Source organism: Mesorhizobium sp. B4-1-1 (assembly GCF_006439375.1).
In the GTDB taxonomy this organism is placed as follows: Bacteria; Pseudomonadota; Alphaproteobacteria; order Rhizobiales; family Rhizobiaceae; genus Mesorhizobium.
In genome coordinates this window covers 105120-126228 of the sequence record NZ_VFTH01000016.1, presented here as the reverse complement: position 1 = coordinate 126228, position 21109 = coordinate 105120, and the positions used below count along the sequence as shown (strand labels likewise).

Annotated in this window: 20 protein-coding genes; 7 read left to right on the top strand and 13 right to left on the bottom strand. The window is 64.5% G+C overall.

Annotation, left to right across the window (positions count from 1 at the left end; all coding sequences use genetic code 11):
* Positions 1 to 51: 51 nt before the first annotated feature.
* The 7 genes from FJW10_RS21660 to phnG all read right to left on the bottom strand — a co-directional run bounded on the left by FJW10_RS21660 (position 52) and on the right by phnG (position 5551).
* Complete coding sequence (locus tag FJW10_RS21660) at positions 52 to 663, bottom strand: DapH/DapD/GlmU-related protein (RefSeq protein WP_140901568.1); 612 nt, start codon at positions 661 to 663, stop codon at positions 52 to 54.
* Positions 660 to 1367, bottom strand: a complete 708-nt coding sequence (phnL, locus tag FJW10_RS21655; protein WP_140901567.1) for a phosphonate C-P lyase system protein PhnL — start codon at positions 1365 to 1367, stop codon at positions 660 to 662. Before phnL ends, FJW10_RS21660 begins: the two co-directional genes overlap by 4 nt.
* 68 nt (positions 1368 to 1435) lie before the next feature.
* Positions 1436 to 2212: a phosphonate C-P lyase system protein PhnK gene (phnK, locus tag FJW10_RS21650; protein WP_140544515.1), complete on the bottom strand. Its 777-nt coding sequence runs from the start codon at positions 2210 to 2212 to the stop codon at positions 1436 to 1438.
* Positions 2209 to 3108: an alpha-D-ribose 1-methylphosphonate 5-phosphate C-P-lyase PhnJ gene (locus FJW10_RS21645; protein WP_140901566.1), complete on the bottom strand. Its 900-nt coding sequence runs from the start codon at positions 3106 to 3108 to the stop codon at positions 2209 to 2211. Before FJW10_RS21645 ends, phnK begins: the two co-directional genes overlap by 4 nt.
* A gap of 253 nt (positions 3109 to 3361) precedes the next feature.
* On the bottom strand, positions 3362 to 4477 hold the full coding sequence (locus FJW10_RS21640) for a carbon-phosphorus lyase complex subunit PhnI (protein ID WP_140901565.1): 1116 nt from the start codon (positions 4475 to 4477) through the stop codon (positions 3362 to 3364).
* 1 nt (position 4478) lies between these two features.
* Positions 4479 to 5090 (bottom strand): phosphonate C-P lyase system protein PhnH, encoded by a 612-nt coding sequence (gene phnH / locus FJW10_RS21635; protein WP_140901564.1) that lies wholly within the window; start codon positions 5088 to 5090, stop codon positions 4479 to 4481.
* On the bottom strand, positions 5090 to 5551 hold the full coding sequence (gene phnG, locus FJW10_RS21630; RefSeq protein WP_140901563.1) for a phosphonate C-P lyase system protein PhnG: 462 nt from the start codon (positions 5549 to 5551) through the stop codon (positions 5090 to 5092). Before phnG ends, phnH begins: the two co-directional genes overlap by 1 nt.
* Before the next feature lie 134 nt (positions 5552 to 5685).
* Between phnG and phnF the strand changes: the two genes are divergently transcribed.
* Positions 5686 to 6423 carry a phosphonate metabolism transcriptional regulator PhnF gene (phnF, locus tag FJW10_RS21625; protein WP_181177620.1) on the top strand — a complete coding sequence of 246 codons (738 nt, stop codon included), beginning with the start codon at positions 5686 to 5688 and terminating at the stop codon, positions 6421 to 6423.
* 300 nt (positions 6424 to 6723) lie between these two features.
* Here phnF and FJW10_RS21620 read toward each other — a convergent pair whose 3' ends face one another.
* From FJW10_RS21620 to FJW10_RS21600, 5 genes are all read right to left on the bottom strand, one after another.
* Complete coding sequence (locus tag FJW10_RS21620) at positions 6724 to 7740, bottom strand: zinc-binding alcohol dehydrogenase family protein (RefSeq protein ID WP_140901561.1); 1017 nt, start codon at positions 7738 to 7740, stop codon at positions 6724 to 6726.
* Between the two features lie 68 nt (positions 7741 to 7808).
* On the bottom strand, positions 7809 to 8774 hold the full coding sequence (locus FJW10_RS21615) for an ABC transporter permease (RefSeq protein WP_140836156.1): 966 nt from the start codon (positions 8772 to 8774) through the stop codon (positions 7809 to 7811).
* Positions 8771 to 10324: a sugar ABC transporter ATP-binding protein gene (locus tag FJW10_RS21610; RefSeq protein ID WP_140901560.1), complete on the bottom strand. Its 1554-nt coding sequence runs from the start codon at positions 10322 to 10324 to the stop codon at positions 8771 to 8773. The genes FJW10_RS21615 and FJW10_RS21610 overlap by 4 nt, the downstream gene beginning before the upstream one ends.
* A 156-nt stretch (positions 10325 to 10480) precedes the next feature.
* The gene (locus tag FJW10_RS21605; RefSeq protein WP_140901559.1) at positions 10481 to 11476 is read right to left on the bottom strand and encodes an ABC transporter substrate-binding protein; all 996 of its coding nucleotides are present in this window, start codon (positions 11474 to 11476) and stop codon (positions 10481 to 10483) included.
* Positions 11477 to 11812: 336 nt separating this feature from the next.
* A complete protein-coding gene (locus FJW10_RS21600) occupies positions 11813 to 13318 on the bottom strand; it encodes an altronate dehydratase family protein (RefSeq protein WP_140901558.1) in 1506 nt (501 codons plus the stop codon).
* Between the two features lie 469 nt (positions 13319 to 13787).
* Here FJW10_RS21600 and FJW10_RS21595 point away from each other — a divergent pair, with 469 nt between their 5' ends.
* From FJW10_RS21595 to gndA, 6 genes are all read left to right on the top strand, one after another.
* Positions 13788 to 14690 (top strand): GntR family transcriptional regulator, encoded by a 903-nt coding sequence (locus FJW10_RS21595; RefSeq protein ID WP_140836152.1) that lies wholly within the window; start codon positions 13788 to 13790, stop codon positions 14688 to 14690.
* A 241-nt stretch (positions 14691 to 14931) separates the two neighbouring features.
* On the top strand, positions 14932 to 15279 hold the full coding sequence (locus FJW10_RS21590) for a hypothetical protein (RefSeq protein WP_140901592.1): 348 nt from the start codon (positions 14932 to 14934) through the stop codon (positions 15277 to 15279).
* Between the two features lie 89 nt (positions 15280 to 15368).
* On the top strand, positions 15369 to 15923 hold the full coding sequence (locus tag FJW10_RS21585; RefSeq protein ID WP_140901557.1) for a copper chaperone PCu(A)C: 555 nt from the start codon (positions 15369 to 15371) through the stop codon (positions 15921 to 15923).
* Between the two features lie 30 nt (positions 15924 to 15953).
* Positions 15954 to 16469 (top strand): YcnI family protein, encoded by a 516-nt coding sequence (locus tag FJW10_RS21580; RefSeq protein ID WP_140901556.1) that lies wholly within the window; start codon positions 15954 to 15956, stop codon positions 16467 to 16469.
* A 51-nt stretch (positions 16470 to 16520) separates the two neighbouring features.
* Positions 16521 to 18158, top strand: a complete 1638-nt coding sequence (locus tag FJW10_RS21575) for a copper resistance CopC/CopD family protein (RefSeq protein ID WP_140901555.1) — start codon at positions 16521 to 16523, stop codon at positions 18156 to 18158.
* Between the two features lie 66 nt (positions 18159 to 18224).
* Positions 18225 to 19715 carry an NADP-dependent phosphogluconate dehydrogenase gene (gene gndA / locus FJW10_RS21570; protein ID WP_281405137.1) on the top strand — a complete coding sequence of 497 codons (1491 nt, stop codon included), beginning with the start codon at positions 18225 to 18227 and terminating at the stop codon, positions 19713 to 19715.
* Here gndA and FJW10_RS21565 read toward each other — a convergent pair.
* The gene (locus tag FJW10_RS21565; RefSeq protein WP_140901553.1) at positions 19712 to 20758 is read right to left on the bottom strand and encodes a LacI family DNA-binding transcriptional regulator; all 1047 of its coding nucleotides are present in this window, start codon (positions 20756 to 20758) and stop codon (positions 19712 to 19714) included. The genes gndA and FJW10_RS21565 overlap by 4 nt on opposite strands.
* Positions 20759 to 21109 lie beyond the last annotated feature (351 nt).

The window sequence follows — 21109 nt, the reverse complement described above, 5'->3', positions numbered from 1 at the left end:
AAAGAAGGGCTTCGTTGCCATTCACTATTGACCATCCACCGATCACCGAAATCAGCCGCCATATTTCTCCAGGAAAGCCTCGGCGTCCAGCTCGCGGAAATCGTCGAGCGCGGAGCGCAGCCTTGTATGGTCCCAATCCCACCAGGCTAAAGCCTGGTAGCGCTCGGCGGTGCGGCGGTCGAAGCGCTCGCGGATCGGCTTTGCCGGCACGCCGCCGACGATGGTGTAGGGCGCGACGTCCTTCGACACCACCGCGCCCGCTCCAACCGCCGCGCCGTCGCCGACCGTCACGCCCGGCAGGACGGTCGAGCCATGGCCGAGCCAGGTATCGTGGCCGATGGTGACGCGCCTGGCGCGACGCTCGGCGAAGAACGCGCTCTCATGCTCGGCGTCGTCCCAATAGTCGGACGCCCGATAGGTGAAGTGATGCAGCGTCGGCCGCCATGTCGGGTGGTTGGTGGCATTGAGGCGCACGCTCGCCGCGATGTTGGAGAATTTGCCGATGGTCGCGCACCACACGGCGCAGTCCTGCATCATGTAGGAATAGTCGCCGAGCTCGCATTCGGCGACGCGGCTGCGCTCGGCGATCTCGGTCCAGCGGCCGAGCGTCGAGTTTTCGACCTGCGCTGTCGGATGGATCAGCGGCGTCTCCGAAAGCTTCATGCGGCGATCTTTCCGGCGGCGAAAGCGGTGACGTCGATGACGCGATCGGCCACCGCGTCACGCACGTCGAGGTCGTGGAAGATGCCGAGCAAGGCAACGCCCGCCGCCTTCTTGGCGGCGATGAGCTCGACCACGACATCGCGGTTCCTGGCATCAAGCGAGGCAGTCGGCTCGTCAAGCAGCAGGATCGGATGTTCGGTGATGAAGCCGCGCGCGATGTTGACGCGCTGCTGCTCGCCGCCGGAGAAGGTCGCGGGGGGCAAGGCCCAGAGTTTTTCCGGCAGGTTGAGCTGGGCAAGCAAAGTGCGTGCTTTCTCCCTCGCGCCTTCCTTGTCCCCGCCGCGCTCGACCAGCGGTTCGGCGACGACGTCCAGCGCCGAAACGCGCGGCACGGTGCGCAGGAACTGGCTGACATAGCCTATGGTGTGGCGGCGCACGGAAAGCACGGTGCGCGGGCTGGCGGAGGCGAGGTCGATCAAGCCGCCCGCGTGCTGGACGATGATCTGGCCTTCGTCGACGGCATAGTTGCCGTAGAGCATCTTCAGGATCGAGCTTTTTCCGGCGCCGGAAGGGCCGCCGAGCACCGCGCATTCGCCGGCTCGGATCGAGAAGGAGACGCCCGCCACCACCGGCAGCGTGACACCGTCGCGCAGATGCATGGTGAAGCTTTTGGCGACATCGGAGACAACAAGTGGAGTGGGCATATTAGAGTCCTTCGTTTTTCCGCATGATCTGATCCGAAAACCGGCTTCCACTTTTCGGGATCATGCGGTCACACCTGCAAAATCGAGGAAACAAGCAACTGCGTATAAGGCGCGCGCGGGTCGTCGAGCACGCGGTCGGTCAGGCCGCTTTCGACGACGCGGCCGTCCTTCATCACCATCATGCGCTGCGAGAGCAGCCGCGCCACGGCGAGGTCGTGGGTGACGACGATCGCGGCAAGGCCGAGATCGGTGACCAGCCCGCGCAACAGGTCGAGCAGGCGGGCCTGCACCGAGACGTCGAGGCCACCGGTCGGCTCGTCCATGAAGACGAGCCGCGGGCCGGTCACCAGATTGCGGGCGATCTGCAGGCGCTGGCGCATGCCGCCGGAAAAGGCGCGCGGCTCGTCGTCGATGCGGTCCTCGTCGATCTCGACGCGCGACAGCCAGTCGACGGCGGTGGCGCGGATCTTGCCGTAGTGGCGGTCGCCGACCGCCATCAGCCGCTCGCCGACATTGGCGCCCGCCGACACCGTCATGCGCAACCCATCGGCCGGGTTCTGGTGGACAAAGCCCCAATCGGTGCGCATCAGGAAGCGGCGCTCGGCCTCGCTCATGCGGTAGAGCTCGCGCCATTGGCCATCGCGCATGCGGTAGCTCGCGGTGCCGGAAGAGGGCAGCAGCCTGGTCGACAGGCAGTTGAGCAGCGTCGTCTTGCCGGAGCCGGATTCGCCGACCACCGCCAGGACCTCGCCCGGCCAGAGGTCGAAGGTGACGTTCTCGCAGCCGACGCGCGAGCCGTAGAATTTGGACAGCGCGGAAACGCGCAGCAGCGGTTCGTCGGTCATTCGGCCGGCTCCTTTGTTTCAAGGGCGAGATGGGTTTCCGGCGCGAGGTGGCCGTGATGACCATCGGCGCGGCGCTTCTCGCAGTGGTCAGTGTCCGAGCAGACGAACATGTGGCCGCCATGGTCATCGAGGATGACTTCGTCGAGATAGACATTCTCGGCGCCGCAGAGCGCGCAGGGCTGGTCGAAGGTCTGCACCTCGAAGGGATGGTCCTCGAAGTCCAGGCTGACGACGTCGGTGAAGGGCGGCACCGCATAAATGCGCTTTTCGCGGCCGGCGCCGAACAACTGCAGGGCTGGCGAGCGGTGCATCTTCGGATTGTCGAATTTGGGCGTCGGCGAGGGGTCCATCACATAACGGCCCTCGACCTTGACCGGGTACGCATAGGTGGTGGCGATGCGGCCGTGCTTGGCGATGTCCTCGTAGAGCTTCACATGCATGAGGCCGTATTCCTCCAGCGCATGCATTTTTCGCGTTTCGGTCTCGCGCGGCTCGAGGAAGCGCAGCGGCTCGGGGATCGGCACCTGGAAGACCAGCACCTGGCCGGCCGTCAGCGGCTCCTCGGGAATGCGGTGGCGGGTCTGGATGATGCTGGCCTTGGCCGTCTCGGTGGTGACGGCGACCTTGGCGACCTTCTTGAAGAAGGCGCGGATCGAAACGGCGTTGGTGGTGTCGTCGGCGCCCTGGTCGATGACCTTCAACACGTCGTCCGGGCCGATGATCGAGGCGGTGACCTGCACGCCGCCGGTTCCCCAGCCATAAGGCATGGGCATCTCGCGCGAGGCGAAGGGCACCTGGTAACCGGGAATGGCGATGCCCTTCAAAATGGCGCGGCGGATCATCCGCTTGGTCTGCTCGTCGAGATAGGCGAAGTTGTAGGTGGCGATGTCGGTCATGGCGATCACATCCGCTTTGAGCTATATATTTGATGTCCAGAACGAAGGAGCCCGGCCATATGACTTCTACCGGATGGATACATCTTGGGGCGCTGCTGTTGGTGTTTGCCGGCATCGCTGCCTTTGCTTTGCGCAAAATGGTTCTTCCGACGCCGAAAGAGCCCCCGCACGGCGAGACCGTTGGGGGCGCCAGTGGCTTTACTGGCCCTTGGTTTGGTGGCGGCGGCGGACATTCCGGTAGCGGGCACTGAACTCATTCCGCCGCCTCCCGCTTTTCCTCGGCGGCCTTGTCCTCGTTTTCCCGCGCCTCGTATTCGGCGCGCATGCGGCGAACCAGGCCGAGCTCGGCCTGGAAGTCGACATAATGCGGCAGCTTCAGGTGCTCGACGAAGCCTGTGGCTTGGACATTGTCGGAATGTGAGATGACGAACTCCTCGTCCTGCGCGGCGGCGACGACATCCTCGCCGAGTTCGGTGGCGCGCAGCGCCCGGTCGCATAGCGCCATGGCCATCGCCTTGCGCTCGCTCTGGCCGAAGACCAGGCCGTAGCCGCGGGTGAATTGCGGCGGCGCCTTGGCCGAGCCCTTGAACTGGTTGACCATCTGGCATTCGGTGACGCGGATCGAGCCGAGCGGCACGGCGAAAGGCAGTTCCGGCACGTCGAGTTCAAGCTCGACCTCGCCGATGCGCACCTCGCCCACAAAGGGATGGTTGCGGGCGTAGCCGCGCTGCGTCGAATAGCCGAGCGCCAGGAGAAAACCCTCGTCGCCTCGTGACAGTGCCTGCAAGCGGATGTCGCGCGCCATCGGGAACTGCAGCGGCTCGCGGGTGATATCGCCAGGCACGTGGTCAAGCGGCATGTCGCCATCGGCCTCGATCAGGCCTTCATGGGCGAGGATCGCCGAAACGCGAGGCATGGGTTCGGCCTGGCCTTCGCGCAGCGCTGGCGTCTCGACGTCGGCGCCGGCGGCAAGCTCGGGATCGAGCAGGCGGTGGGTGTAGTCGAAAGTCGGACCAAGCACCTGGCCGCCGGGCAGATCCTTGTAGGTTGCCGACACGCGCCGCTCGACCTGCATCGCGCCGGTGTCGACGGGGTTGGTGTAGCCGAAGCGCGGCAGCGTGGTGCGATAGGCGCGCACCAGGAAGATCGCCTCGATCATATCGCCGCGCGCCTGGACGACGGCGAGAGCCGCCAACTCGCGATCATAGAGCGAGCCTTCGCTCATCACCCGGTCGACGCCGAGCGCCAGCTGTTCGACGATCTGGTCGAGGCGCAGCGCCGGCACCGAGCGGTCGCCGCGGCGGCGGTCGGCCAGCAGCCGATGGGCGTTGGCAATTGCGGCCTCGCCGCCTTTCACCGCGACATACATGTCATGCCTCCATCGGCTTGATGCGGGTGGTGCGCGGCAGGCAGGCGAGGCTGCCGGGCGCCGCCAGGATGATGTCGACGCCGCGCGGGAAACGCTGGTTGTTCTGCTTCCACTGCTCGACGAAATGGCGCGGCATGCCCGGAGGCGCGATCATCGAGGTCTTTTCGATCCCAGGTCCTTCGAGCAGCAGCGACGGGCCCGAGGCGAGGCCGTCGACCAGGAGGATCAGCGTCGTCGAGCGATCGGGATATTCTTGCGTGCCCTGCGCAAAACCGTCGAGCGCGGCCATCTCTCTTGGATTGGCGATCAGGGCGAAATGCGCATCGGCCGAGGTGTTGGCCAAGGGCGCGCCGGTGTGAAAGCCGAGCCAGGCCTTGACCGAGGCGTCCGCCTGCAAGGGAGGATCGAGCCAGACTGGCGTGTCGTTGTCGCAGAGCGCCAGCGCCACGGCGCCTGCCGTCGCCGACAATGGCGCCGGCGGGCGGGCGAGTTGCGGCAGGTCCTGGACGGTGCCGGGGCGCGCCATCGCGTCCATGATGGCGCGGAAGATGGTCTGCGCGTCGAAAACCGGCTCGGTGAAGCCGCCGTCGATCGATTGCGTGGCGATGTTCATCAGTCCTCTCCGCGCACCATGGTGAAGAAATCCACTTTCGTTGCCGCCGTCTCGATGCGCCGCGTCTCGCGCGCCGCATCGAGCGCCGCGCGCAAGGGCGCGACCAGCTTCGTCTCGACCGCCTCGCGATGCGCCGCGTCCTGCCACAGCGCGTCGGCGATCGCCGCGAACTTTGCCTTGCCCTTGTCGCGGCCGAGCGCATAGGAATGGCCGACCTTGCCGGATGGCAGCCGCACCGTGGCGCGGGTGACCGTCGCCTCGCCGACATTGAACGGCGCGCCGCCGCCGCCGATCCGCCCGCGCACCGTCACCAACCCTGTCTCCGGGCCGCGCAAAAGCTCTGCCTCGGAAGGCAGGCCCGCTTCGTTCCACAGACGGGCAATCTCATCGGCCGCGGCATGCGCCAGCGTCGCCATCAAGGCCTTCCGGCCGGCCTGCTCGCGCGCTTCCTGTCCTCGCATGGCATTACTCCTTACATGCATAAATTTGTCTATTGATATAGACAACTATACAAATTATACTCATCTCGTAACGGGAGTCCATGACGGGTGGATGACAACCCGGGAAAAATGCTTGGGGGCGATGGGTGACTGGACTGGCGGCTAGCATCGAAAGGCGAAACGGCGTGTCGCTATGGCGGCAGATTGCCGATCGGATCCTGCAGGCGATCGCCAGTGGCGATTTCGCGGAGAACGCGGCGCTGCCGCCCGAAGTCGCGCTGGCGCAACGTTACGGCGTCAACCGCCACACCGTGCGCAGCGCCATTGCCGCACTTGTGCAGGAAGGCGTGCTGAAGGCCGAGCAGGGGCGCGGCACCTTTGTCTTGTCGCGCAAACGGCTGTCCTATCCGATCGGCGCGCGCACGCGCTTCTCGACCGGACTGCAAGGGCAGACGAGCGAGCGGCACATCGCGCTGTTGTCGTCATCGACGGAGCCGGCCAGCCGGCGCATCGCCGAGGCGCTGGGCCTTGCCAAGGGTGCTGCGGTCATCCGCCTGGAGACGCGCGGCGAGGCCGACGGTCATCCGGTGTCGCGCGCGACGACCTGGTTCGACGCCAAGCGCTTCGCCGGCATCGAGGCCGCTATGGCGGAAACGGGGTCGATCACTGCCTCGCTGAAGCGTTTCGGCGTCAACGATTATCTGCGGCACTCGACAGTGCTGTCAGCGCGGCATGCCGACGCCGACGACCTTGCAGCACTCGATTTGCAGCCCGGCGCCATCGTGCTGGTCACCGTCGCGGTGAATGTCACGCTCGATGGCCAGCCGATCCAGTTCGCGGAGTCGCGCTTTCCGGCGGAGCGGGTGGAGCTGAGGCTCTCGGCCGGCGATTAGCCCTCGGCGTCTTCATCCAAGGCGATGACACCAAAGGTCGTTGTCCACGCGACGCAAAGCGGAGCGCAGACCCGAGGGTCCATTCCGTTACCTCGATCGTAAAGCGCAGCGGAGCAGAATTCTGGATCGTTGCAACGCGTCGACGTCGCGGAATGGATCCTCGGGTCTGCGCTGCGTCGCCACGCTCCTTGCTCCGCCCGTGGATGACGAAGGGATAGGCGTTCCGGCCAATTGCCAAAGACTGCGATCTGCCAAGGCAGGCACCATCCAGCGCGCTAGATTTTCGTGCCGGCCTCTTACTTACCCGACCTCGATGACGGCCTTGATCAGTCCCGACTTCTCATGCGTCCATCGGGCGAGGTCACGCGGCGTCCTGGCAAGCGTGGTTCGATGGGTGACGAGCTTGTTCAGCGGCACGGCGCCGTCGCGGATCGAGGCCGCGACATGGTCGAAGTCGGCCTTCAGCGCATTGCGGCTGCCGATCAGTGTCATCTCGCGCTTGTGGAATTCGGGATCGGAGAAGGCGATGTCGTCCTTGACGACGCTGACCAGCACCAGCGTGCCGCCATGCGCGACATGGGCGAAGGCCGACTGCACCGACGGCGTGTTGCCGGTCGCGTCGAATACGAGGTCGAAACCCTCGCCGGAGGTTGCTTGCCGGACCAGTTCGGCAGCAGTCGCCTTCGAGCCGTCCAGCGGGGTAAAGCCGAGTGCCTTTTCGGCGAAGCCGAGGCGCTCGGCGCTCATGTCGAGCAGGCTGACATCCAGTCCGGCGATGCGCGCGAAGATCGCCGTACCGAGGCCGATCGGCCCGGCGCCGATGACCAGCGTGCGCGCGCCCGGAGGCCCGAGCGAACGGCGCACCGCATGCGCGCCGATGGCCAGGAATTCCACCGCCGCGGCGTCGGCCAGCGACAGGCCGTTTGCCGGATAAAGGTTCTGCGCCGGCACCAGGATCTCGTCGCACATGGCGCCGTCGCGGTGGACGCCGAGCACTTCGATCTTCACGCAGCAATTCGGCTTGCCGTGCCGGCAGGCGATGCATTTGCCGCATGAAAGATAGGGGTTGATGACGACCGGCTCGCCGACGGCGAGATCGACGCCTTCGCCCTTCTCGACGATGGTGCCGGAGACCTCATGGCCCATGATGCGCGGATAGGCCAGAAACGGGTGCTTGCCTTCGAAGATGTGGTAGTCGGTGCCGCAGATGCCGACGTGGCTGACGGCAACCCGCGCCCAACCGGGCGGGGGCGCGCAAGGGTCGGCGCGGTCTTCGAGGACAAGCTCGCCGGGTGAGCGGCAGACAACGGCTTTCATGGGCAATCCAAGGCAAAAAAGCGCCGGCCTCGCTCGAGCGAGGCCGGCGCGAAAGGTTCAGGGAAGGTTCATTTGCCGCGACGGCGCAGGCCGTCGAAGTAGACGATGACGATGATCAGCAGGCCGGTGATGACGCGCTGCCAGAAGGTGTTGACGTTGAGCAGGTTGGCGCCGTTGTTGATCGTCGAAAGGATGAAGGAGCCGATCAGCGGTCCGTGCACGGAGCCGATGGCACCGAACAGCGAGGTGCCGCCGATCACCGAAGAGGCGATGGCCTGAAGCTCATAGGTGTCGCCCTGCGTCGGGTTGCCGATGCCGATGCGCGAGGCCAGGAGCACGCCGACGAAGGCGGCCAGCAGACCGGACAGGATATAGGCCATGAAGATGGTGCGCGGCACGTTGACGCCCGAAAGACGCGCGGCCTCGGCATTGGAGCCGACCGAGAACAGGTAACGGCCCCAGCGCGTGTGATGCAGGAATACGTAGGACGGGATGGCGACCAGGACCACCATCCAGAACAGATACGGGATGCCGAAGAGTGAGCCCCGCGAGAACGCCTGGAAGGGGTCGCTGTTGATGGAGATCGAGTTGCCGTTGGTCATCAGAAGGCCGATGCCGCGCAGCGAGGTCATGGTGGCCAAAGTGATGATGAAGGGCGGCAAGCCCATCTTGACGATGCCGAAGCCGTGGAAGAGGCCGATGGCGACGCCGACCAGCAAGGTCGCCAACACGGCCGCCCATATCGGCCAGCCGGCATTGATCAAAAGCGCCACGATCACCGTGGTGAAGCCGACCACCGCGCCGACCGACAGATCGATGCCGCCGGTGATGATGACGAAGGTCTGGCCGACGGCGAGGATGGCGATCAGCGAGCCCTGGCGCAAAAGATTGGTGATGTTGAGCGCCGTGGCGAAGGACGGCGTGGCGAGCGCCAGCACGATCCACATCAGAAGCAGAAGGCCAAGCAGGGTCAGGCCGAAGAGCGCGTTGAAATTGCGCTTGGGTTTTTCGGCGGGGATCGCCTCGGTGCTCATTTTTGTCCTCCCGACTTTTCTTGTTTCTCGGCCAGAGCCTGACCCAAAATGTCCTCGTGGCTCACGGTGCGGAAGCCATGTGTGGCGACCAGCTTGCCGCGCCGGAACACATGCAGCGTGTCGGCAAGCTCGTAGACTTCCGGCAGGTAGGAGGAGATCAGGATGATGCCGGCCCCCTTGGACAGCAGCGTCGAGAACAGGCGGTAGATCTCTGCCTTGGTGCCGACATCGACGCCCACTGTCGGCTCGTCGAAGATGAACAGCTTGGCGCCATGCGCCAGCCATTTGCCGATGACGATCTTCTGCTGGTTGCCGCCCGACAGGCTGGAGGCGAGCGCATTGCGCGTCGGCGTCTTGATGCGCAGATCGGCGATCTGGCGGTCGGCCTCGGCCTTTTCCCTGGCGCCGGAAATCAAAAAATTGCTGGAGATGCGTTTGTAGATCGGCAGGTTGAGGTTCATGCCGACCGGCAAATTGAGGCAGAGGCCCTGATCGCGGCGGCTTTCCGGGGCCAGCGCCATGCCGAGGCGGATCGCGTCGTGCTCGGAATTGATCTGGACTTCCTTGCCCTCCCACAGGATCTGGCCGGCCGACTTCCTGTGGCGGCCGTACAGCGTGGTGACGAACTCGCTGCGGCCGGCGCCGATCAGGCCGTAGAGGCCGACGATCTCGCCGGCGCGCACGGTCACCGAGACATTTTCGAAGCCCTTGCCGGAAAGGTTCTTCGTCTCGACGATCATGGCGCCGGGAGTGAAATGCTCCTTGTGGTAGATCTGCTCGATCGAACGGTTGATCATCAGCTTCACCAATTCGGGCTCGTCGGTCTCGGCGATGTTGCGGGTGCCGACCAAAGTGCCGTCGCGCAGCACGGAGACGCGGTCCGCAAGCTCGAACACTTCCTCCATGCGGTGGCTGATATAGATGATGGTGACGCCTTCGCCCTTCAGCCTTCGGATCAGCTTGAAGAGCTGGTCGGCCTCCTTGCGGGTGAGGTAGGCGGTCGGCTCGTCGAAGATCAGGAATTTGGTGCCGCGCACCGTGGCGCGAGCGGCGGCGATCAGCTGCTGCTGGCCGATGGTGAGATCGCCGAGCACGACATGCGCCGGCAGGTCGAAGCCGAGACCGTCGATGATCTTCTGTGCGTCCTTGACCATGGCGCGCTGCTGCAGCAGGCCGAAGCGGGATTCCTCCTCGCCGAGGAACATGTTGGCGGCGACGGTGAGGTGGCGGCAGAGCACCACCTCTTGGTGCACGGCGTTGATGCCCAGCGCCATCGCCTCGTGCGGAGTGGCCAGAGCCACAGGCTGACCTTCCCAGATGACCTCGCCGGAAGTGCGTGGCATGACGCCGGTCAGAAGTTTTATCAGGGTCGACTTGCCGGCGCCGTTCTCGCCGACGATGGCGTGAATCTCGCCCGCCTTGAAGGCAAGGTGCACGGGCTTCAGCGCATGCGTGCCGGGATAGCGCTTTTCCAGGCCGTTGAGCTCGAGGATCGTCCTGCCCGGCTGCAGCGTAGGGGCCGGATGCAGTTCCTGCGCCGTCGATGTCATGACAATCCTCCCAGATTGGTCTCAACCGTTGGGTACGCAGCGATGCGTCTGGCGCGCATCTTGAAATAAGAGCCTAAATCAGGCCGGCGAATTTCCAAATCGCCTTATGGATGTTTCCGGGGCGCGAGGCCCCGGAAACGACTGTCGCGACGCTGCTCAGTTGAGCTTCGGATTGAGCAGCGCGTCGATTTTCGGATCCTTCATGTTGTCCTTGGTGACGAGGTTGGCGCCGGTGTCGACATTGGCCTCGACCTTCTCGCCTTTCGAAGCGGCCAAAGCGGTCTTGATGCCGTCATAACCCATCCGGTACGGGTCCTGGACGACCAGGCCGGAGATGACGCCGTCGTTCAAGAACTTGATCAGCTTCTCGTCGCTGTCGAAGCCGATCAGAGCGACCTTGCCGCCGAGGCTGTTTTCGGCGATCGCCTGGCCGACGCCCTGCGCCATGATCAGGTTCGAGGCGAAGATGCCCTTGAGGTCCGGATTGGCGGTGATCAGGTCGGTGGCGATGTTGAGGCCCGTGGTGGCCTGGCCGTCGGCATATTTGTCGGCGACCAGCTCGAGGCCGGGATATTTGGCCTTGATCTGTTCGATGAAGCCTTGCTTGCGCTGCTCGAGCGAGCCGGCGCCGGGAAGCGCCGTGATCAGCGCGACCTTGCCTTCCACCTTGCCGCCATTGGCGGCACCGATCGCCGCGGCGAGACCGTCGGCGGCGACGCGGCCGCCCTGGACGTTGTCGGTGGTCAGGAAGGAGGTGAAGGCCTTGGAGTCGGCGCCGGAATCGATGCCGATGACCTTGACCTTGGAGGCCGCCTCGTCGATCGGCTTGCCGAGCGCCTTGAACTCGGTCGGCGAGATGACGATCGCGGCCGGGTTGCTGGCGACGGCGTTCTCGAGGATCGAGATCTGGCCGTTGACGTCGGTTTCGGCCTGGGCGCCGAGCTCCGGCACGTTGATGCCGAGATCCTTGCCGGCCTTGCGCGCGCCGGCCAGCACGATCTGCCAGTAGAAGGAGGTGGTATCCTTGACGATGATCGGAATGGTGACGTCGGCCGCCGAAGCGGGCGCGGAATGCATCGCGCCGGCAAGCATCGACGCGGCCGCCAAGGCCACGAAGGCACGGCGGTTGAGAAGGCTGGTCACGAATTTCATTAGGTTCCTCCCTAAAGTCGCCTGGTGAAGGTTGCGAAAGCTCCGTCTGGATAGGCGCGGCCCGAACAGAACTTTATCAATAAAAAACAGATGCCTTTTTTTGATAATGCATCGCCATGGTCGATGCAAGCGGTGTCTGGTGCCGTTTGTGTGATGCCGGGTGAGCTTTGCCCGGCCCCTCCCTGGCAGCCCATGGGCGCTTCCGTTCCTCACTGTCGGTATGGAACGATAATTTCACGATACTGTCAATATGGAATATTCATTCCATCGTGAGGTCGCAATTATGAAGGCAGACTTCCTTGCTGGCAGCGCTTCCTCCACGACAATGGCCTGCGACTAAAGCGTCGCGCCGAGATGCCAGGGCACGAATTCGTTGTCGCCGTAGCCAAACGCCTCGCTCTTGGTCTTGCGGCCGGACGCCGTCTCGATGATCAGCTCGAAGATCTCGCGACCCATGCCGGCGATGGTCTTCTCGCCCGAGGCGATGACGCCGCAATTGACGTCCATGTCCTCTTCCATCTGGTGATACATGGTCGAATTGGTGGCGACCTTGATCGACGGCGTCGGCCGGCAGCCGAAGCAGGAGCCGCGGCCGGTGGTGAAGACGATGACATTGGCGCCGCCCGCGACCTGGCCGGTGGCCGAGACCGGGTCGTAGCCGGGCGTGTCCATGAACACCAGGCCGCTGCCCGACACCTTCTCGGCATAGCCGAAGACGCCGTTGAGCGGTGTCTGGCCGCCCTTGGCGACGGCGCCCAGCGATTTCTCGAGAATCGTGGTCAGGCCGCCGCGCTTGTTGCCGGGTGAGGGGTTGTTGTCGATCGAGGCGCCGTGTTTGGCGGTATGGTCCTCCCACCATTTCACATAGCCGTCGAGCTTGGCGGCGATCTCGGGCGAGGCGGCGCGATAGGCAAGCAGATGCTCGGCGCCGTAGATTTCGGTCGTCTCCGACAGGATGCCGACGCCGCCGCAACCGGCCAGGATATCGACGGCGGCGCCCAGCGCCGGATTCGCCGTGATGCCGGACATGCCGTCCGAGCCGCCGCATTGCAGGCCGACGACGATCTCCGAGACCGGGATCGGCTCGCGCTGCAAGTGGCCGACCTCATCGGCGATCTCGGCCAGCACGCCCATTGCCCTCTCGACGGATTTGCGCGAACCGCCGGCTTCCTGGATGTTGAAATGGCGTTTTCCGGCGGCCACGCCCTTCTGGCCGTAAAGGGTGAGCTGGTTGACCTCGCAGCCTAGCCCCACCATCAGGATGCCGCCGAAATTCGGGTGGCGCGCATAGCCGGCTAAAGTGCGGTGCAGGACCATCATGCCGTCGCCGGTGGCGCTCATGCCGCAGCCCTGGCCGTGGACGATCGGCACGAAGCCGTCGATGCCGGGATATTTCGGCAGAAGCGTGCGATTGGCCTCGTCGGCGATGGCGTGGCAGACGGTCGACGAGCAATTGACGCTGGCGATGATGCCGATGAAGTTGCGCGTGCCGGAGCGCCCATCGGCGCGGCGGTAGCCCATGAAGGTGCGCTTGCGGTCGGCCTCGGTGGCGTGCTCGGCCTCGCTCGGCGGCACCACCGGCAAGCGGCCGCTCTCGAAAACCAGATTGTGCGAGTGGACATGCTCGCCGGCCGCGATGGCTTGCGTGGCGCGGCCGATCGCTTGCGCGTATTTCACCACCGCTTCGCCCGCGGCGATCGGCTTGATCGCCACCTTGTGACCAGGCTCGATCACGGCGGTCGCGGCGGTACCGCCCGGCAATGGCGTTCCAATTTCGATGCGCCCGTTGGCGACGGCGACATTATCGGAGGGTGAGAGAAGGATGGTGTTTGCAATGGTCACGGGCGGCTGTCCTGGGTGATCTTGGGAATGCGGGCGGATTGACTTGCGCCCGTTTAAAGATAATGTCTTTTATCGGGAAAAAACAATTCTGCGTCAATTGTTTTCTCGCCCGGGCGGCGCGCGTCTTTTGAACGCCCGCGCGCACCCGTTTGGCAAGCCGGCGAAAAACGTTCCGCTTTTCGGAGGCTTGCGCTAGAGCCGGATGGTTTCAGGTCCGTTTGACCTGAAATCTGAATCCGGCTCTAAATCAAAGAGATAGAGCATGATGGGGCCCGAAAACCGCTTCGTACTTTTCGGCATCATGCTCTAGAGCAGTTCCAGGAAAAGTGCGTAGCGGTTTTCCGTCCGGAATTGCGCAGAAACAAAGATTTGGAGCAGTTCGGCGATTCCGGGAAACGCTGAACCGCTCTGGGAACACCGATCATATCGCGCTTCCAGCAGGCCGCGGCAAGCGTTGGGGAATACGGGCATGTCGAAGAGCAACAATGTCTACAAGGACGCCTTCAACCGCTGCCTCAGGCTGCTCGACGAGACCAAGAGCCTGCCGTCGGAACCTGAGCTCGGCACGCTGCTCGGCGTCAGCCGCACCACGGTGCGCAGCATTCTTTCGCGCATGGAAGAAACCGGGCTGATCGCCTGGAACAAACGCAACAAGACGGTGCTCAGGGCGCCGCGGCCGGAGGATTTCTTCCCCGAGGAAGAGACCGATTCGCTTGCCGAGATCATCGAGCGCTCCTTCATGCGGCGTCTGCTTGCGGAAGGCGCGGAAGCCGGCATGCAGATCAACGAGCTTGAGCTGGCGCGAGAAATCGGCGTCGGCACCACCAGCGTGCGCGAATTCCTGATCCGCTTCTCGCGCTTCGGGCTGATCGAGAAGCGTCGCAACAGCCACTGGGTGCTGAAGGGTTTCACGCGCGCCTTCGCGCTGGAACTGACCGAGATCCGCGAGATGTTCGAACTGCGCTCGGCGGCGGCTTTCGTCGCGCTTCCGGAAGACAGTGCGGTCTGGGTGGACCTCGACATGCTGGAGGTCCAACACCGCCAGCTCGCCAGCGAAATCGCCACGCGCTTCAACGAATTCTCCGAACTCGACGAGCGCTTCCACCGGCTGATCCACCGCGCCTCGCACAACCGCTTCATCGTCGACTTCTACGATGTCATCGCGATGATCTTTCACTACCACTATCAGTGGAACAAGGCCGAGGAGCGCCAGCGCAACGAGGTCGCGGTCCAGGAGCATCTTGCCTATATCGCGGCGCTGAAATCGCGCGATCCCGGCAAGGTGGACGCCGCCTGCCGCAAGCACCTGAAGTCGGCGCGCCAGACGCTGCTGAGCTCCATTCCCGAGGGACGGCAGGCGCAGCCCGCCTAATGCATGTCGCCCAGAAGCGTGCAGCGGTTCTGGGATAACGACAATGCATGAAAACAAGCGCGTCGCGCCGCGTTGCCGCAGCGCGGTTTTGTCGATTTTCCAGCCGCATCCTCCGTGTTATTTCCTTATTGGTCGCAATCCCGGACGGAAAACCGTTTCACACTTTTCCTGGAATTGCTCTAGTGTCGATCAAGTTTCCGGGAGAGGCTTTGCGTTGAATATCCGGCTGAAACGATGGAGCATGCCGGCCGCGTTCGTCGCGGCGCTGCTCCTGTTGCTTCAGTCCTCTCTCGGCGCTTTCGCGTTCGGCGCGCCGTCGCAGCTCGATGCCTTCGGCAACGTCATCTGCACCCATGAAGGCGCGGTAAAGCTCCCCGGCGGCGATCCCCACCAGCAGAATATGCCGTCCTGCTGCTCGCTCGGCTGCAGCATGGTTTCGCCGGCGCATCTGCCGCCGCCGGAAACCGCCACGCTGGCCGGGACCCGGCTTTTCGAGGCGGTCGCCTTCCAGCTTCCGGCCTTCCGGCACCAGGACTTCGCCCGCGACCGCTCTCCGGCCAATCCGCGCGCGCCGCCGGCAATGGTCTGATCCGCGGAACGTTCCGCGGGCCTATTCATCCAAAGATCAGACTGTTCGCAGCCGCAAAGCGGCGCGATCCTCATATCCATGGAGCAATCATGTCCAATCTTCTTCCCAGGGCTCGGACCTATGCCCTTCGCGGCGCGCCGCCGTTCCACCTCCAGCAGCGCGTTGGCCTTGCCGTGCTCAGCCTTCTTCTACTCTTGGCCTGCATTCCCGCCACCCTCGCGCATGAATTCAAGGTCGGAGACCTTGAGATCGAGCACCCCTGGTCGCGAGCGACGCCGCCCGGCGCCAAGGTGGCAGGCGGCTACTTCACCGTGATCAACAAGGGCAGCGCGCCGGACCGGCTGCTGTCAATTTCCTCCGACATCTCCGACAAGGCCGAACTGCATGAGATGGGCGTCAAGGACGGCGTCATGACCATGCGGCCGGTCGAGGGCGGGCTGGAGATCCCGGCCGGCGGCAAGGTCGTGTTGAAGCCGGGCGCCTACCACCTGATGTTCACCGGGCTGAAGCGGCAGCCGAAGCAGGGCGAGAAATTCCCGGCGACGCTGACCTTCGAGAAGGCCGGCAGCGTGAAAGTCGAGTTCGCCGTCGAAGGCATGGGCGAGACGGGCAGTGGCGATATGGACATGGACCACGCTGAGTAATCCGCCAATTCGAAATCAGAGGGACAATTCATGAAGACATATCTTTTTGCCGGCGCGCTGTTCGCGCTCGGGACCAATGCCGCGCTCGCCCACATCACGCTCGAAACGCAGGAAGCGGCTGTCGGCTCCACCTACAAGGCGGTCTTGCGGGTGCCGCATGGCTGCGAGGGCAAGGCGACGACCGCCGTGCGCGTGCAGATCCCCGAAGGCGTCATTGCGGTGAAGCCGATGCCCAAGCCCGGCTGGACGCTGCAGACCAAGAAGGGCAAATACGAGAAATCCTACCAGCTCTATGGCGAGACGCTGACCGCCGGCGTCAAGGAAGTGGACTGGAGCGGCGGCAATTTGCCAGACGAGTTCTATGACGAGTTCGTTTTCCGCGCCGCGCTGGCGGCCGACCTGCCGGCCGGCCAGATGCTCTATTTCCCGGTGGTGCAGGAATGCGGCGACGCCACCGACCGCTGGATCGAGATCCCCGCGGCGGGCCAGGATGAGGACGCCTTGGAAACTCCGGCGCCCGGCATCAAATTGCTGCCCAAGAAATAATCTCCTGGTGGCGCGCCCGATCGGGCGCGCCACCATTTCCTGTAAGACGGCATGAACGCAGCACAGCCTTCCTCGACGAACCGGACCGCGGGCCGACACATCGGCCCGCTTGCCTGGCTGTTCGTTTCGCTCGTGGCTATATTGGTGTTGGCGCTGCCCAGTCGTGCCTTCGCGCATGCGGCGCTGGTCGCAACCGATCCGGCCGACGGCGTGGTGCTGTCGCAAAGCCCCGCGCGATTTTCGCTGACCTTCAGCGAGCCCGTCTCGCCACTGGTTCTGACGCTTGTGCGGCCGGACGGCTCGCAGCTTGCGCTCACATCCTTCCGTCTCAACGACCAGACGATCGAGATCGACAATCCCGAAACGCTCAAACCCGGCACGCATGTGCTGAGTTGGCGGGTGGTGTCGGTCGACGGTCATCCCGTCGGTGGCTCGGCGCTGTTTTCCATCGGCGCGCCAAGCGCCGCGCCTGTGGCGGGCGAAGCCATCGACTGGACGCTGCGCGCGGCGATCTGGGCGGCCAGGCTGTTTGTCTATGCCGGCCTCTTCCTCGGCGTCGGCGGCGCGTTCGCGCTCGCCTGGCTGGCCGAGGACCGGCGCTGCGGCCAGCGCTTTGTCGCCGCGGCACTGCTTTTCGGCCTGGTCGGCGCGCCCTTGTCGCTAGGGTTGCAGGGGCTGGACGGCCTTGGCGCCCCGCTCGCCCGGTTTGCGACACCGGCCGTCTGGAAGACCGCGCTGGAAACGAGCTTCGTCTGGACGGTGCTGATCGGCTTGATCGCGCTTGGTCTCGCTTTGCTTTCGCTTTCCGGACCTTCGGCTCTTCGCAAGCTGTCGGCAAGCGCGGCGCTGCTCTGCGTCGGCGGCGCCCTTGCCGTGAGCGGCCACGCAAGTGCGGCCGAACCGCAATGGCTGACGCGGCCGCTGGTGTTCCTGCATGGCGCGGCAATCGCCTTCTGGGCCGGTTCGCTGGCGCCGCTCGGCCTGGCATTGCAGCGGCAGCCGGCGGAAGCGAAAGCCTTTCTGCGCCGCTTCTCCCGCGCGATCCTGCCGGTCGTCATCCTGCTTGCCGCAAGCGGTATCGTGCTGGCGATCATCCAGGTGCAGCAGCCGGCAGCATTGATCGACACGTCCTATGGCCGGCTGCTGCTCTTGAAGCTGGCTCTGCTGCTCTTCCTGTTCACGCTTGCAGCGGTCAACCGCTGGACGCTGACGGTGCCTGCCGAGGCCGGCGATACCGAGGTGCAGCGGCGGCTGGCGCGCTCCATCCGCATCGAGGTGGTCATCGTGCTTGCCATCTTCGGCGTCGCCGCCGGCTGGCGCTTCACCCCGCCGCCGCGCGCGCTGGCGATCGCCGCCGCGCAGCCGGTGTCGGTCCACATCCACACGCTGAAGGCGATGGCCGATCTCAGCATCACGCCCGGCCATGCCGGCGAGGTCGCCGCTTCGGTGGTGATCATGACCGGCGATTTCGGGTCACTCGATGCCAAGGCGGTGACGCTGGTGCTGTCGAAGCCGGATTCCGGTATCGAGCCGATCAAGCGACCGGCGACCAAGCCGGGCGACGGAACATGGCGCGTCGACAATCTCGTCATCCCGCTGCCCGGCCGCTGGAATGCGCGGCTCGACATCCTCGTCTCGGACTTCGAGGTGGTGAAGATCGAGGCTCCCATAGAGATCAGGGCGCAATAACCAACCCGAAACCAACCCGACACAATTGGGCGAGACGGTTGACGCCGCCGCCAAGGCCCGTCATTCATCTGGAAAAGGCATTCTCCAGGACGCAGCCCACAACAAGCATCCGAACGCAGGGAAGAAACGATGGAAAAAGCCGAAATCGGCCTGATCGGCCTTGGCACGATGGGCTCCAACCTGGCGCTCAACATCGCCGAGCACGGGCACCGCATCGCCGTCTTCAACCGCACGCCGTCGCGCACAGACGCCTTTATCGAGAGCGCCGGTTCGCTGAAGGACATGGTCGTTCCCTGCTACAGCCTGGAGGAACTCGCCGCGGCGATCCGGCCGCCGCGGCCGATCATCATCATGGTGCTGGCCGGCAAGCCGGTCGACGAGCAGATCGCGGCGCTGCGCGCCGTGCTGTCGGCCAACGACATCGTGATCGATGCCGGCAACGCCAATTTCCGCGACACGATGCGCCGCTTCTCGGAATTGTCCGGCTCGGGCCTGACCTTCATCGGCATGGGCGTTTCGGGCGGCGAGGAGGGCGCGCGCCACGGGCCGTCGATCATGGTCGGCGGCACCGAGGAGTCCTGGAAGCGCGTCGAGAAAGTGCTGACCGCGATCTCCGCCAAGTTCAAAGAAGAGCCCTGCGCCGCCTGGCTCGGCACCGACGGCGCCGGCCATTTCGTGAAAACCATCCACAACGGCATCGAATATGCCGACATGCAGATGATCGCCGAGATCTACGGCATCCTGCGCGACGGGCTCGACATGGCGCCCAAGGAGATCGGCAAGGTCTTCGACGGCTGGAACAAGGGTCGGCTCAACTCCTACCTGATCGAGATCACCGCCAAGGTGCTGGCCGCCGACGATCCCAAGACCGGCAAGCCGGTGGTCGACATCATCCTCGATCGCGCCGGACAGAAGGGCACCGGCAAATGGTCGGTGATCGAGGCGCAGCAGCTCGGCATCCCGGCGACGGCGATCGAGGCGGCGGTCGCGGCGCGCGTGCTGTCCTCGATCAAGGACGAGCGGCAGGCGGCGGAAAAGGCCTATGGCGATATCGGCGTCGAAAAGATCTCCGGCGACAAGACCGCGCTGCTCAAGGATCTTGAGCTGGCATTGTTCGCCGGCAAGATCGCGGCTTACGCGCAGGGTTTCGCGGTGATGAGCGGCGCCTCGAAGGAATTCAACTGGAACCTGCCGATGCCGACCATCGCCAAGATCTGGCGCGCCGGCTGCATCATCCGCTCGCAGATGCTGGACACGATGGCCGAGGCGTTCGATTCAGGCAGCGCTTCCACCAACCTGCTGATGGCGCCGGCCTTCATCGCCTTGATGAAGGAGGCGCATCCGTCGCTCAGGCGCATCGTGGCGCGTGCCTCCGAGGCCGGGTCGCCGGTGCCGGCGCTGTCGTCGGCGCTTGCCTATTTCGACAGCTACCGGCAGGGACGCGGCACGTCGAACCTGATCCAGGCGCAGCGCGATTTCTTCGGCGCGCACGGCTTCGAGCGTATCGGCGAGCAGGGGGCGTTTCACGGCCCGTGGGGCAGCGGCGCGGGGCATTAACCCCGATAAGGCAGAACCTCGCTCGGGGTACTGAGTGACTGCAACGAGCCGGGGTCGGCGCCGCCGATCCAGCCGAGCACCGCGCGGGCGAGCTCGGAGCCGGCCAGCCGGAAGTTCTCGTTGACGACCAGCAGTTCGCGCCGGAACAGATGCAGCAGCTCCGACGATTGTTTCGACACCACGTCGACGTCGCGGCCGAGTTTCAGCCCGGCGTCCTCGATGCCGGCCACGATGGCGAGCGTCGCTGCGGCGGCGCTGCTGACGAAGCCGTCCGGCCGGTCCTTGCGACGCATCAATTGCGCTGTGCGCATCCTGATCTGTTCGATCGACTGGTCGATGGAGACGGTGTTGAACGGCACCTCGCTAACGCCCGCCTCGCTCAGCGCATCGGCAAAGCCGTTCACCGTATGGCCGTAATAGGTGAGGCCGACCGGCGGCGTCACAAGGGCAAGCCGGTTGCGGCCCCGGCTGGCGAGATAGCGCACGGCTTCGCCGGCAAAGGCGTAATTGTCGAAGTCGTGGTAGGGATGCACCAGCCCCATGTCGGTGCGGCCATGCGTGGCGAAGGGAATACCGCGCTCCAGCATGTAGCGTGCCCGCGGATCGTTGGGCTGGGTGCGCGAGATGATGACGCCGTCGGCAGAGCCCGTCTCGACCAGATAGCGCACCGGATCCAGCGGATCCTGCGAGCGCGAATAGGGCGTGACGATCAGGTGGTAGGGCGTGTCGGCGATCACCTCGGTGACGCCGTAGATGATGTCGGAGACGAAGCTCATCAGCTCGTGCTCGGTGTTCAGCACAAGCGAGACGACGTTGGTCTTGCCTGTTCTCAGCCTGACGCCGGCGCGGTTCGGGCGGTAGCCGATCTGCTTGGCGACGAGCTGGACGCGACGCCTGGTCTCGGCGCCGATCTCGGGTGCATCCTTCAGCGCGCGCGAGACCGTCGTAACGCCAAGCCCGGTCATGAAGGCAAGCGTCTTCAGCGTCGGTCGCTCCTTGCCCGACGTGGCGTCGTCGCCCTTCTTCGTTATCCGTCTATCCATTCGTCCCGCCCGTCAGGGGCATAGCAGCCGCAGGGCCGACCGGCAATCGTGCGGCGGTGACATTTGCGCGACCTTCAGCTTGTGGCTCGGTTCAATATACTGAAACGTTACAGATTGCCAATCTTCGTGATCGACCGGCAAGGTCGGTGCCCCTTTGCATCGCGGTGCGGCGATGAACCAAAGTCGCTGGAATCACAAAGAAATATCAGTCTAGGCCTATTTTTTGCACCAATCGGCTGTGCCAGCGCCGGCATTACCGCGTCGGAAGAAGGATTTTGTTCGGGCCTCGAAAAAATCTTGATTGGCTTCAAGGCGAGGGTTGCCTAGGAGGATCATTTGCCGTATCGAAAA

Excerpts from the sequence above, each read along its gene's own strand:
- FJW10_RS21595 (WP_140836152.1), top strand. The coding sequence starts at position 13,788 with ATGTCGAAGAGCAACAATGTCTACAAGGACGCCTTCAACCGCTGCCTC.
- FJW10_RS21615 (WP_140836156.1), bottom strand. The coding sequence starts at position 8,774 with ATGAGCACCGAGGCGATCCCCGCCGAAAAACCCAAGCGCAATTTCAAC.
- FJW10_RS21605 (WP_140901559.1), bottom strand. The coding sequence starts at position 11,476 with ATGAAATTCGTGACCAGCCTTCTCAACCGCCGTGCCTTCGTGGCCTTG.
- FJW10_RS21640 (WP_140901565.1), bottom strand. The coding sequence starts at position 4,477 with ATGTATGTCGCGGTGAAAGGCGGCGAGGCCGCAATTGCCAACGCCCAT.
- FJW10_RS21610 (WP_140901560.1), bottom strand. The coding sequence starts at position 10,324 with ATGACATCGACGGCGCAGGAACTGCATCCGGCCCCTACGCTGCAGCCG.
- phnH (WP_140901564.1), bottom strand. The coding sequence starts at position 5,090 with ATGAACATCGCCACGCAATCGATCGACGGCGGCTTCACCGAGCCGGTT.
- FJW10_RS21660 (WP_140901568.1), bottom strand. The coding sequence starts at position 663 with ATGAAGCTTTCGGAGACGCCGCTGATCCATCCGACAGCGCAGGTCGAA.
- phnL (WP_140901567.1), bottom strand. The coding sequence starts at position 1,367 with ATGCCCACTCCACTTGTTGTCTCCGATGTCGCCAAAAGCTTCACCATG.
- FJW10_RS21565 (WP_140901553.1), bottom strand. The coding sequence starts at position 20,758 with ATGGATAGACGGATAACGAAGAAGGGCGACGACGCCACGTCGGGCAAG.
- FJW10_RS21620 (WP_140901561.1), bottom strand. The coding sequence starts at position 7,740 with ATGAAAGCCGTTGTCTGCCGCTCACCCGGCGAGCTTGTCCTCGAAGAC.
- FJW10_RS21580 (WP_140901556.1), top strand. The coding sequence starts at position 15,954 with ATGAAGACATATCTTTTTGCCGGCGCGCTGTTCGCGCTCGGGACCAAT.
- phnG (WP_140901563.1), bottom strand. The coding sequence starts at position 5,551 with ATGCGAGGACAGGAAGCGCGCGAGCAGGCCGGCCGGAAGGCCTTGATG.
- phnK (WP_140544515.1), bottom strand. The coding sequence starts at position 2,212 with ATGACCGACGAACCGCTGCTGCGCGTTTCCGCGCTGTCCAAATTCTAC.
- FJW10_RS21590 (WP_140901592.1), top strand. The coding sequence starts at position 14,932 with ATGCCGGCCGCGTTCGTCGCGGCGCTGCTCCTGTTGCTTCAGTCCTCT.
- FJW10_RS21575 (WP_140901555.1), top strand. The coding sequence starts at position 16,521 with ATGAACGCAGCACAGCCTTCCTCGACGAACCGGACCGCGGGCCGACAC.
- FJW10_RS21585 (WP_140901557.1), top strand. The coding sequence starts at position 15,369 with ATGTCCAATCTTCTTCCCAGGGCTCGGACCTATGCCCTTCGCGGCGCG.
- FJW10_RS21645 (WP_140901566.1), bottom strand. The coding sequence starts at position 3,108 with ATGACCGACATCGCCACCTACAACTTCGCCTATCTCGACGAGCAGACC.